The sequence below is a fragment of the Pseudomonas bubulae genome (assembly GCF_900618535.1).
GTDB lineage: Bacteria > Pseudomonadota > Gammaproteobacteria > Pseudomonadales > Pseudomonadaceae > Aquipseudomonas > Aquipseudomonas bubulae.
In genome coordinates this window covers 238,955-250,360 of the sequence record NZ_UYJA01000003.1, presented here as the reverse complement: position 1 = coordinate 250,360, position 11,406 = coordinate 238,955, and the positions used below count along the sequence as shown (strand labels likewise).

Here is an 11,406-nt window from a genome sequence, read left to right as displayed (position 1 = left end):
CGATCCTCGGGTGCCATTCAAATGAAGGTGAGTATAGCCGAGGGTAAGCAATGATTCGTACAGGCGTTGAGACAGATCTCACAGCAATAGACAAAAATTCCTACATGCAAAACTTCAAACCTGTGGGGGGCTGTTGTCAAAACATCAATGCATTGGTCAGGTCGCCCATGGGCGCTTGCCCCCGCGCCTTCATGGCATCGTCACGCTGCTTGAGGCCATCCAGCACTTCCAGCTGATGCACCCGGCTAATCAGGCGCAGAATCGAAGCGGTGTCATACACCGTGTGATCCACCGTCCCCTTGCGTGCGAAAGGTGATACCACCAGAGCCGGAATCCTTGTACCCGGCCCCCAGCGATCACCTTTGGGCGGTGCAACGTGATCCCACCAGCCACCGTTTTCGTCCACGGTAAGCACGATCACCATGTTTTGCCATTGCGGGCTGTTGCGCAGCACCTTGAGCACACGGTCAAGGTGCCGGTCACCAGCAGCCACATCGGCATAGCCAGCGTGCAGGTTGAGGTTGCCCTGAGGCTTGTAGAAACTCACGGCTGGCAGGCTGCCAGCCTCGGCGTCAGCCAGAAAGCGGTTGCTGCCGGACTCATCGCCCAGGCCTGCGTCGCGCAGGCGCTTGCTGCGCTCCTGCGGGTTCTGCGGGCCTTGTTGAACAAAGTAGTTGAATGGCTGGTGGTGGTACTGGAAGTTGGGGATCTTGGGGATCCCGTCCGAGCCCTTGAACTGCTCCAGCGTGGCCTGCCAGGCCCCCGCGTACCAGGCCCAGTCAATGTTCTTTTTGCTCAGTTTGTCGCCGATATGCTCATGGCTTTGTGGCACCAGTACGCTTGGCAGGTCGGACTTGGCATAGTCGGGACGCTCGGGGTCGCGGATCCAGGTCGGCCAGTAAGGCGGCGCCATGGTGTTGACTGCAAAACCGTCCGGAGTAAGAGCGCTGGGGCCGAACTGCGCGGCGCCGGTCATGGCGCTGGCCGGGGATTTGTCCAGAGCCTTCAAGCGTGTACCGGCAGGGTCATCGCCCTGCAAAACAGCAATCTGCGCCTCGGCAACAGAGGTATTCGCGTTCGGATAGAACGGCACCGCTGCGCTGATCAGGTATTGGTGGTTAAGGAACGAACCGCCAAAAGCCCCCTGGAAGAAGTTGTCGCACAGTACGAATTCACGGGCTACGTCCCACAGACGCAGCGAATACTGCGACTGGGCGTAGTAGCCCATGGGCAAGCCGCCGGAATCCCCCCAGGCCACGAACTGGTCGTTCTTGCCATCGTTGATCTGCATCTGGTTCTGATAGAACACATGCCACAGGTCGCGGGTCACCAGATTCAACGGCAGATCTTGCTGATTCGGCCCTTTCAGCGCGAAGGGGGCGTTGGGCAGGTTCTCCTGAAACTGCTCACCCGGCGCATAGGTCACGCCATCTACCGTCTGCGGTCCCACTTGCAGCAGCCCGCCCCATATCGGTGGCAGGGTCTGTAGCAGGCTGCCATCACGGTCGCGTTGCTGGTAGTCGGCGGGTTTGAGGGCCGACAACGGCTTCTCGACACCGGGGAAATTTGCAAACAGGTTGTTGAAGCTGCGGTTCTCGGCATAGATCACCACGATGGTCTTGACCTGTTCGTGGAGCTTTTTGTCCAGCTCGGCCGGGGTCAGCGGTTGCGGCCTGACGGGGGGTTCATGCTGACTGCTGCCGCAAGCGCTCAAGGTGGCCGCGCCAACGCCCAGTGCGGCAGCACCGGCGAGGAAGCGACGGCGGCTGCTGTCGGCAGGGCATTGGGTGTCCTGGTCTTTCTTGTCGCTCATTGCGGCTTCCTGATTACACGTAACAAATTATTTCTGGCGGGCAGGCTAACAGGGGATTATGACGGGGAAGTTGCAGTGGATCGAAGCCACGAAGCATAAAAAAACGCCCCGGGCCGTTGCGGCTCGGAGCGTCTAAAACAAGCATGTTGCGGCGCCTGCATCGTGATGCAGGCTCGCCCCACAGAGTGCGCTAGCCCTGCGCCTGCTTGACCTGGGCTTCCAGCTCGATCTTGAGCCCCGGGTCGAGCTTGAGCTGTTTGGCCAGCTCTTCCAGATAGGCGCGCTCCATGAAATGTTCTTCATCCACCAGAATCAGGCTGGCGATATACATTTCGGCCGCGATTTCCGGGGTGCTGGCAGCTCTGGCAACCTCTGCCGGGTCCAGCGGCTTGTTCAGTTCAGCTTGCAGCCATTGGCGCAATGCAGGGTCGCCATTGAGTTTGTTCAACTCGCCATCGATCAGTTGGCGCTCACGCTCATCCACATGCCCATCAGCCTTGGCAGCAGCCACCAGGGCCTTGAGGATCGCCTGGCTGTGTTGCTCCACTTGCGGCGCCGGAACACGGTCAATGGTTTGCGGCTCGGTCTGCGGTGCCGTGCCCTGATTGGCCTGCCAGTTGCCGTAGGCCTTGTAGGCCAGAACGCCCAGGGCGGCAAGGCCGCCATAGGTCAGTGCCTGACCACCGTACTTGCGCGCACTCTTGTTGCCCAGCAGCAGCCCCAGGGCACTGGCTGCCAGAGCGCCGCCACCCGCGCCGGAAAGCAGGCCGCCCAGGCCACCAGACCCGAGCAGGTCACCCAGGCCGCCTTTATCGTCACGGGAGGCGCTGCCTTGGGCGCCGGTTTTTTTCGCCAGCATCTGTTGGCCGGATTTAAGCAGTTGGTCGAGCAAACTCATAAGCATCCTCTCTTAACAGGGTCAGGGGGCGCCAGAAAACCCGCCCGCAGGCAGGTTTATCGTAAAGAGCACTGGCTATCAGTCGCGCAGGTCGGACTCATGAATCGGTTGGTCGCGATGGGTCGCGCGCTGGTACTGGGCTGGCCAGATGGCCTTTTTACCGCCCAGGTCATCGTCTGCATGCAACGGCCAATACGGGTCACGCAACAGTTCACGCGCCAGCAGGATCAGGTTGGCCTGCCCGGTACGCAAAATATGCTCGGCCTGGGCCGGTTCGGTGATCATGCCCACCGTACCGGTGGCAATGCAGGCCTCCTTGCGCACGCGCTCGGCAAAACGGGTCTGGTAGCCTGGCCCCACCGGAATCTCGGCATTGGCTGCGGTACCGCCCGAAGACACGTCGATCAGGTCCACGCCCAATGCCTTGAGGCGTCGTGCCAGTTCGACGGTTTCGTCAGGGTTCCAGCCGTCTTCCACCCAGTCGGTGGCCGAGACCCGCACAAACAGCGGTAGCTCCTGCGGCCATACACCGCGCACGGCCTCGGTGACTTCCAACACCAGACGGATGCGATTCTCGAACGAACCGCCGTATTGGTCACGTCGCTGGTTGCTCAACGGTGAAAGAAATTGATGCAACAAGTAACCATGAGCAGCATGTACTTCAACCACCGAGAAGCCAGCCTCCAGCGCTCGCTTGGCGGCAGCCACGAACGCCTGGATAACCTCATTGATCTGGATCTCGTCCAGTTGCACTGGCGCAGTGTGCTGTGGGTCGAAGGCAATGGGTGACGGCCCGACAGGCACCCAGCCGCCCTCCTCCACCTTGACGCTGCCATGCTTGCCCAACCAGGGGCGGTGGGTGCTGGCCTTACGCCCGGCATGGGCCAGCTGGATGCCGGCTACAGCGCCCTGGGCGCGAATAAAGCGGGTGATGCGTTGCAGGGGTTCAATCTGCTCGTCGTTCCACAGGCCCAGATCCTGGGCAGTGATACGGCCTTCGGGGGTGACGGCAGTGGCTTCGGTAAAAATCAGCCCGGCGCCGCCAACGGCACGGCTGCCCAGGTGGACCAGGTGCCAGTCATTTGCCAGCCCATCGACGCTGGAGTACTGGCACATTGGCGAGACCGCAATGCGGTTAAGAAGGGTCAGTTGGCGCAGGGTATAGGGTTCGAGCAGCAGACTCATGGGTCACCTCTAATTCCAGTGGGCAGGCTCCAAGTACTTCTGAAGAGCCTAGTCGACAACACTGGATGAGGGGGAGTTCATATCGCAACGGGACGTGGTGGTTTTGGTGGGAGCGGGCTTGCTCGGGATGCGGGCACCGCGGCCTGTCAGGCCAACCGCAGTGATAGCATCGCGAGCAAGCCCGCTCCCACAGGGGATTGGCGGATTAGCGCGGCTCGATATGGGCAATCATCAACTGTACGGTTTCGTTGCCGCGAAATTCGTTGAGGTCAAGCTTGTAGGCCAGTTCCACCCAGCGAATGGTCGGGTTCGGCCACACTTCGCGGTCGATCCCGAAAGCAATGCCGTCGAGCTTTACGCTGCCGCATTCGGTCTTGAGCACGACTTTCAAATGCCGCTCCCCCACGATGCGTTGCTCCACCAACTGGAATACCCCGTGGAACAGCGGTTCGGGAAAGTGCTGCCCCCATGGCCCGGCATTGCGCAGGGCACGCGCCAGCTCCAGGTGAAACTCTTCCACTGCCAGGCTGCCGTCAGACAGCATGCGCCCGGTCAGGTCTTCTTCACGCAATTGACGCCGCACTTCAGCATCAAAGGCCTCACAGAACAGCGGGAAGTTAGCCTCAGGCAAAGTCAGCCCGGCCGCCATGGCATGGCCACCGTATTTGCTGATCAAGTCCGGATGCTGTGCAGCCACCACACTCAGTGCATCACGAATATGAAAGCCCGGTACCGATCGGCCGGAGCCCTTGAGCATGCCATCCCCGGCATCGGCAAAGGCAAAAGTCGGGCGGAAGTAACGCTCCTTGAGCCGCGAAGCCAGAATTCCGATCACCCCCTGATGCCACTCGGGGTCGAACAGGCACAGGCCAAACGGCATGCTGTCGATGGTCAGATCCTTGAGCTGGGCCAGCGCTTCACGTTGCATGCCCTGCTCGATGGATTTGCGGTCCTGGTTCATTTCGTCCAGTTGCGCAGCCATTTCCCGTGCGGCATTGGCGTCATCGGTGAGCAGGCATTCGATACCCAGGCTCATGTCGTCCAGGCGCCCGGCGGCATTCAGGCGCGGCCCGAGGATAAAACCCAGGTCGGTGGAGGTAATTTTCGCATGGTCACGCTTGGCCACTTCCAGAATAGCCTTGAGCCCGGGCCGGGCACGCCCGGCACGGATGCGCTCAAGCCCCTGGTGTACCAGGATGCGGTTGTTCGCATCCAGCGGCACCACGTCCGCGACGCTGCCCAGCGCCACCAGATCCAGCAACTCGGCGATATTCGGCGCCTTGCTGTCCTGGTACCAGCCCAGGCTGTTCAAGCGCGCCCGCAAGGCGATCAGCACATAGAAGATCACCCCTACCCCCGCCAGCGCCTTGCTCGGGAACTCGCAGCCGGGCTGGTTGGGGTTGACGATGGCATCCGCGGCCGGCAATTCACTGCCCGGCAAGTGGTGGTCGGTAACCAGCACGCTCAAACCAGCTTTTTTGGCTGCGGCCACACCTTCGATACTGGAAATTCCGTTATCGACCGTGATCAACAGCTGCGGCGTACGGGTCAGCGCAACTTCGACGATTTCCGGGGTCAAGCCGTAGCCATATTCGAAGCGGTTAGGCACCAGGTAATCGACATGGGCCGCCCCCAGCAGGCGCAGACCCAGCATGCCCACGGTGCTGGCTGTGGCGCCGTCGGCGTCAAAGTCGCCGACGATCAGGATGCGCTGGCGCTGCTCAAGCGCGACCACCAGCAAGTCCACCGCTGAATCAATGCCCTTAAGCTGCTGATACGGGATCAACCGCGCCAGGCTTTTGTCCAGCTCAGCTTGCGACTGCACACCCCGTGCGGCGTAAAGGCGGGTCAGCAGGGTTGGCATTTCGCCCAGAAAAGGCAGGGGTTCAGGCAATGGACGAGGTTCGATGCGCATAAGCAGGTGAAGAGTCTCTAAGCGTAAAAAAGGGTTGGAACTTAGCCGCGTTCGCCTTGCAGCCACTGCAGTTGCACTTCGTGCTGGCCGCGATCATCTGTCACGAAAATCGTACCCTCGCTGATCATCACGTCCCACTTGATAACCCGTGGCATATCTTTGGCCAGCACCTCAAGAATCTCTTGCGGAACGGCTGCGATATTGACGTTCTTCAGGTTCTTGATTGCAGGAATCACCTTCCCTTCCCACACACGCAAGCTGCCATACGCCAGCAGGCTGGTGCGCTCGGTACGGCGCGAGCACCAGGTCAGACGGTCGGCATCGGGCTGTCCGACTTCGATCCAGTGCAGAACACGGTCATCCAGGCTTTTTTCCCACAGGGCCGGTTCGTCTACATCTGACAGGCCTCGACCAAAAGACAGCTGCTCGTTGTACCAAAAAGCGTAGGCCAGAAGGCGCACAGTCATGCGTTCTTCGGTCTCCGAAGGGTGGCGGGCGATGGTCTGCTTGACGCTTTCATAGACCCCGCGATCGAGATCGGTAAGGTTGAGTTCAAACTTGTAGGTCGTGGACGGCTGTGCCATGAACGGGCTTCTTGATACGGAGAAAGGCGACAAGTCTAACCGATACACCGTGATTGAACGAATCGGCCAGCTTCTTGCCAGCCGCCAGCTATGTTAAAAGGCTGTACTCGCTCGCCCTTGGACAAGGATTCCACATGCCGCTCGCCACCAAACCCCTTTCAGGCCTTAAAGTTGTTGAATTGGGTACCCTGATCGCCGGGCCATTTGCATCGCGCATTTGCGCCGAGTTTGGCGCCCAGGTGATCAAGGTCGAATCTCCTGACGGCGGCGACCCGCTGCGAAAATGGCGCAAGCTGTATGAAGGCACATCGCTATGGTGGTTCGTCCAGGCGCGCAACAAAAAATCCCTGACCCTGAATCTAAAACACCCCGACGGTCTGAGCATTCTCAAGGAGCTGCTGACAGACGCCGATATTCTGATCGAAAACTTTCGCCCCGGGGTTCTGGAGAAACTCGGACTGGGTTGGGATGTGCTGCATGCACTGAACCCCAAGCTGGTGATGGTGCGCCTGTCCGGCTTTGGCCAGACCGGCCCGATGAAAGATCAGCCGGGGTTTGGTGCGGTCGGCGAATCCATGGGCGGGCTGCGTTATATCACCGGTTTCGAAGATCGTCCGCCAGTGCGCACAGGCATCTCGATTGGCGACTCGATTGCCGCGCTGTGGGGTGTGATCGGTGCCCTTATGGCTTTGCGTCATCGCGAGGTCAACGGCGGCCAGGGCCAGGTGGTAGACGTGGCGCTCTACGAAGCGATTTTTGCCATGATGGAAAGCATGGTGCCCGAGTTCGATGTGTTCGGTTTCATCCGTGAACGTACCGGCAATATCATGCCGGGTATTACGCCCTCTTCCATCCATACCAGCCTGGACGGCAAGCACGTACAGATCGGCGCCAATGGCGACGCCATTTTCAAGCGCTTTATGCAGATTATCGGGCGCGACGATCTGGCCAACGACCCGGAGCTTGCACACAACGATGGTCGTGACGCACGCCGTGACGAACTGTATGGCGTGATTGACCGCTGGGTCGGCTCGCTGCCGCTGGCCACGGTACTTGAACAACTGGGCGCAGCGCAGGTGCCTGCCAGCCGTATTTTCTCGGCAGAAGACATGTTCAGCGATCCACAGTTTCTGGCCCGTGAAATGTTCCTGCAGGCCAAACTGCCTGACGGTAAAGACTTCAAGATGCCCGGTATCGTGCCAAGGCTCTCCGATACTCCGGGAACGGCAGATTGGGTAGGCCCCGAACTGGGTGCACATAACATCGAGGTGTTGAACGACCTGGGTTACGACGCTGCAGCAATCGCCAACCTCAAGCAAGCGGGCGCCATCTAGGCGTGTTGCCCATTTTTAGTGGCCACCCAAGGAGATCAGCAGCATGACCCAGCGTTCGACCTTGCGAAGACTTTGGGCAGGCCTGATCACCGCATTGTTTCTGGCCTGGGCCCCTGGCAGTCAGGCAGCACCCACACTCATCTGGTTGTTGCGCGACCTGCCACCGTTAACGGTGTTTCATGGCCCGCAAAAAGGTAAGGGGATAGTCGACCAGGTGATGCCAGCCCTGATCGCAGGCATGCCGCAATACCAGCACGTGATAATGCGGGTTAACCGGGCTCGGGCCCTGCAGATGCTTGAAGAACCCTCGCTGACCTGCGATCCGGCGCTGATCTGGAATCCCGCCCGCGCCCTCTCGATCGTTTACTCCGAGCCCGTTGCGATCATGCACAGCAATGGCATGGCCATACTGCGTGAGAATCAGCATTTGATCGAACCCTTTGTCCATGACGACAAGGTAGACCTGCCGGGGCTGCTCAAGGCGCAAACCCTCAAGCTTGGAGTCATTGCCAAACGCAGCTACGGAGTATTGATTGATAGCCAGCTGAAGCTGAGCCCGCCAGGCCAGATTGTCATGCATTACGGTAACGATCCGTTGGGCAGCCTGCTGCAAATGCAACATGCAGGCCGTATGCCGACGCTATTGGGCTACTGGCCAGAAATCCAGGCCAAGGCCAGTCAGCAAGGTTTGTCATCCGACGAACTGCTGTTTTATCCGATCCAGGGCGCCCCGGAATATCAGTCGATTTACGTTGGCTGCTCGGACACTGCGCAAGGACGTGAGGTCATTCGCAGGGTCAATTCGATACTCACCACATTGGGTTCGCCATCCCTGTCTTACCTGGATGAGCAATGACACGTACGCATAAAAAAACCCCGAGCAGTGGGGAGGCTGCTCGGGGTTTAACAGGGTCATGATAACCCGCTCAACAGGCTACAAGTATCGGAGCAATAAACTTGCTCCTGCTGATGAAAAATCTGACAAACCAAACCTGCTGGAAGTTCCCCCGGTACTGGCAATTAATCTGCATTCGCGCCATCAGCACTTATCTGCTGTAGCTCGAAGGCGCCCAACAATTGCCCCAGCGCCCCTATGGTCACGGGTTTTGACAGACACCCCAGCACCCTGAGACCTTGACTGCGGGCCACTCTGGCCGCCCTCTCGACCACCGGAGGTGCAGCAGCACTCAAAATGATCAACGCTGCAGCTTTGCGTTCAAGGGCCAACTCGCTGATCAGCTCCTGCCCTGATGCCCCTTCCATATACAAATCACAAATGGCCACGTCTATGGCACCGCGCCTGAGCAAGGACTCGCGGGCGCAATCAACGCTTTCGGCCGTCAACACGTCAAAAATGCGGAAGGCGTTCAACATCTGATGCAACACCATTAATTGAAACGGGTTGTCTTCAAGAATCAATACTTTCAAAGATCGCATCATGGGCCTTCAGGCATAAACCTAGCGCTACAGAGGAGGTAAACCTTAGTGGGCTCAACACTCAATACACATAGGACATATCTGTAAATACCATAGGAATCCACAACGCCTTTCATTTACTGGATCAAACCAGCTTACTGATCCCACTTTTTAGCTTCAGATTTGTCGAACCATCCTCCTACCAGCCCCTCCAGACGCCCAGTCTCTGAATAAAACGGAACAACCCACTGATAGATTTCCATGCCTCCGGACTTAAACTCCACCCAACGTTTTTGGTAACAGGGTTTGCGGCTTTGAATCATGCGCATTATTTCCCGCTGGAGCTTCTCGGCCAGCTCCTTCGAAAACAAATCAACATCAGTCACCTTCAACCCGCGAATCCGTCCCAACTGGACAGATAAACGCTGCTCATAGCTTTGATTGCAGGTAATCAGCTCTCCCTCCAGGCCAACCACGAAAATCGGGCTGGGAATGCCATCCAGAAAGCGGTGACTGAGCCCCAACTGCTCATTCAGGGTTTTCTCGGATTGACGCGCAATAATCAGTTGCCTGCGCAGAAACCAGTTGTACACAAACAACATAAGCCCGGCCGCAATCAAGACCGCTATCGCCCAATAAAGACGGGCTGAGTGATACAGGCCACTCTCGATGATCAGCGGTTTGCCCACCCCCCCCAGCCACTTGGTTCTCAGCGCCCGAATCTCGGCCATGGGCATGGCTTCCAACGCCTTGTTCATGATGCTGAAAAGCTCCGGGTATAGAACAGGGACCGAAAAGCTGGCGGCAGCCCATTGCCCGTCAACACTGCGTCCGACCTTGAGGCGCCCCGGTGGGTAAAGATGAGCCTGTGTCTCTGTTTGTATCGTCGCATCTGCCTCGCCATTGGCGACCGCGTGACGTGCCTGGGCGTAGGTATCAACCAGATGCAAGGTGATTGCGGGGTATTCACGTCGAATCAAGTCTTCGAGGGCATGCCTGGCTGGAAGCGCCAGAACCTTGCCGGCCAGTTCGTCCAATGAACCCAGCCGGGAATCATTGACTCGTACAACAAACACCCAGGGTGCCCCACCGTAGGAATAGGTGAAGTTCAAAAAAGCTTTGCGCTCACGACTTCTGGAGAGGCTTGAGTTCATCAGTGCCTCGCCACTTTTGAGCATGTCGAGGATTTGTACCGTTGAAAACGCTTCTTTATGTACAAACTGCAGCCCGGTCATGCGAGAAATTCGCGCCAGAATATCCACACTCAGCCCTACCCAACGACCGTCCCCGGTCTTGAATGCGTACAAGGGGAACTGCTGGGTCGCCAGGGCTACAACCGGATTGCGCTGGATCCACTCAAGCTCGCCAGGCAGCAGGTTGATATGCGATTGAACAGCGTGCCCTTCAAGCCCGATGATCCAGCGTGAAAGCACCATGCGCGATGTATTGTCATCAAGGCTGCCCAGCGCGCGGTTGATCAGCAACCCAAGTTCGGGGTCAGAGAGGCGTGTAGCAAATGCAAAACCGGAGGATGGCAAGGCGCTATCACCGATAATGCGCACCCCCGAATGAGGCCGGACACTTTTGAATGACTGCACGATAAGTTCATTGCCGATAAACCCGTCGATATCCCCCTCAACCAGCGCGTCCATTGCATTATGCAGGTCACTGATGGTGGTGATTTCACTGTCAGGGTAAAACGCCTGGGCGGTATGAATATCGACGTAGCCCTCCATAAAGCCGATTTTTTTCCCGACCAAGTTTTTGACCGGCTCTTCCTCACATGAGCGACAAACGATAACCAGTCGATCAGTCATGTACTCCCGGGAAAAAGCTACACCTTCAATCCCTCGCTCAAACCCGCTGGCGCTGGCCAGAATATCGATATTGCCGGCCAGCAGCTCTGCAACGGCCTGATCACGACGCCTGTAGCCCAGGACATCAACAGGCACGCCCAACGTGTCTCGAACGATGCTCAGGTAATCTGCGCTGATGCCCTGATAGTTATTGCGGTCGTCGGTGATGTCGACCGGTTCGTAATCACCGATGGCGATACCAACCCGTAGCGTTCCATGATTGGCCAGCCATTGCCGCTCCGGGGCATCCAGTTGCAGAGGCTGGATATCGACAAAGCGTGTTGCGAGCCTGAAAGGCGTTCCGGAAGCGCCAATCACCGGCAGGGCCAGGCTCAACAAGGCCATGCCCAGCACTATGCGCATCCATGATTCAAATGTCTGGTGAATACGTGACATGACAGCATC

At 58.3% G+C, this 11,406-nt stretch carries 9 protein-coding genes; 2 read left to right on the top strand and 7 right to left on the bottom strand.

The window, feature by feature from the left end; all coding sequences use genetic code 11:
* Positions 1-136 precede the first annotated feature (136 nt).
* The 5 genes from PPTH39_RS12155 to PPTH39_RS12130 all read right to left on the bottom strand — a co-directional run bounded on the left by PPTH39_RS12155 (position 137) and on the right by PPTH39_RS12130 (position 6,395).
* Complete coding sequence (locus tag PPTH39_RS12155) at positions 137-1,813, bottom strand: acid phosphatase (protein WP_130872007.1); 1,677 nt, start codon at positions 1,811-1,813, stop codon at positions 137-139.
* A 190-nt stretch (positions 1,814-2,003) separates the two neighbouring features.
* Positions 2,004-2,711, bottom strand: coding sequence for a tellurite resistance TerB family protein (locus PPTH39_RS12150; protein ID WP_095018194.1), 708 nt, complete (start codon positions 2,709-2,711; stop codon positions 2,004-2,006).
* Positions 2,712-2,789: 78 nt separating this feature from the next.
* Entirely contained in the window at positions 2,790-3,896 is a 1,107-nt protein-coding gene (locus tag PPTH39_RS12145; RefSeq protein ID WP_095001262.1) for an NADH:flavin oxidoreductase/NADH oxidase, read from the bottom strand.
* A 205-nt stretch (positions 3,897-4,101) separates the two neighbouring features.
* Positions 4,102-5,811, bottom strand: a complete 1,710-nt coding sequence (gene recJ / locus PPTH39_RS12135) for a single-stranded-DNA-specific exonuclease RecJ (RefSeq protein WP_130872006.1) — start codon at positions 5,809-5,811, stop codon at positions 4,102-4,104.
* Positions 5,812-5,852: 41 nt separating this feature from the next.
* Positions 5,853-6,395 (bottom strand): YaeQ family protein, encoded by a 543-nt coding sequence (locus PPTH39_RS12130; RefSeq protein WP_016781928.1) that lies wholly within the window; start codon positions 6,393-6,395, stop codon positions 5,853-5,855.
* Between the two features lie 134 nt (positions 6,396-6,529).
* Between PPTH39_RS12130 and PPTH39_RS12125 the strand changes: the two genes are divergently transcribed.
* Both PPTH39_RS12125 and PPTH39_RS12120 read left to right on the top strand, forming a co-directional pair.
* Positions 6,530-7,729, top strand: coding sequence for a CaiB/BaiF CoA transferase family protein (locus PPTH39_RS12125; RefSeq protein ID WP_095001260.1), 1,200 nt, complete (start codon positions 6,530-6,532; stop codon positions 7,727-7,729).
* A 43-nt stretch (positions 7,730-7,772) separates the two neighbouring features.
* A complete protein-coding gene (locus PPTH39_RS12120) occupies positions 7,773-8,585 on the top strand; it encodes a TIGR02285 family protein (RefSeq protein ID WP_095001259.1) in 813 nt (270 codons plus the stop codon).
* Positions 8,586-8,749: 164 nt separating this feature from the next.
* On the opposite strand, the gene PPTH39_RS12115 is transcribed toward PPTH39_RS12120, so the two are convergent.
* Both PPTH39_RS12115 and PPTH39_RS12110 read right to left on the bottom strand, forming a co-directional pair.
* The gene (locus PPTH39_RS12115; protein WP_095001258.1) at positions 8,750-9,169 is read right to left on the bottom strand and encodes a response regulator; all 420 of its coding nucleotides are present in this window, start codon (positions 9,167-9,169) and stop codon (positions 8,750-8,752) included.
* Between the two features lie 131 nt (positions 9,170-9,300).
* Positions 9,301-11,397, bottom strand: a complete 2,097-nt coding sequence (locus PPTH39_RS12110) for a transporter substrate-binding domain-containing protein (protein WP_130872005.1) — start codon at positions 11,395-11,397, stop codon at positions 9,301-9,303.
* Between the last annotated feature and the right edge of the window lie 9 nt (positions 11,398-11,406).

Bases quoted from the DNA above. Each gene is read 5' to 3' on its own strand.
- PPTH39_RS12155 (WP_130872007.1), bottom strand. From the start codon at position 1,813: ATGAGCGACAAGAAAGACCAGGACACCCAATGCCCTGCCGACAGCAGC.
- PPTH39_RS12150 (WP_095018194.1), bottom strand. From the start codon at position 2,711: ATGAGTTTGCTCGACCAACTGCTTAAATCCGGCCAACAGATGCTGGCG.
- PPTH39_RS12145 (WP_095001262.1), bottom strand. From the start codon at position 3,896: ATGAGTCTGCTGCTCGAACCCTATACCCTGCGCCAACTGACCCTTCTT.
- recJ (WP_130872006.1), bottom strand. From the start codon at position 5,811: ATGCGCATCGAACCTCGTCCATTGCCTGAACCCCTGCCTTTTCTGGGC.
- PPTH39_RS12130 (WP_016781928.1), bottom strand. From the start codon at position 6,395: ATGGCACAGCCGTCCACGACCTACAAGTTTGAACTCAACCTTACCGAT.
- PPTH39_RS12125 (WP_095001260.1), top strand. From the start codon at position 6,530: ATGCCGCTCGCCACCAAACCCCTTTCAGGCCTTAAAGTTGTTGAATTG.
- PPTH39_RS12120 (WP_095001259.1), top strand. From the start codon at position 7,773: ATGACCCAGCGTTCGACCTTGCGAAGACTTTGGGCAGGCCTGATCACC.
- PPTH39_RS12115 (WP_095001258.1), bottom strand. From the start codon at position 9,169: ATGATGCGATCTTTGAAAGTATTGATTCTTGAAGACAACCCGTTTCAA.
- PPTH39_RS12110 (WP_130872005.1), bottom strand. From the start codon at position 11,397: ATGTCACGTATTCACCAGACATTTGAATCATGGATGCGCATAGTGCTG.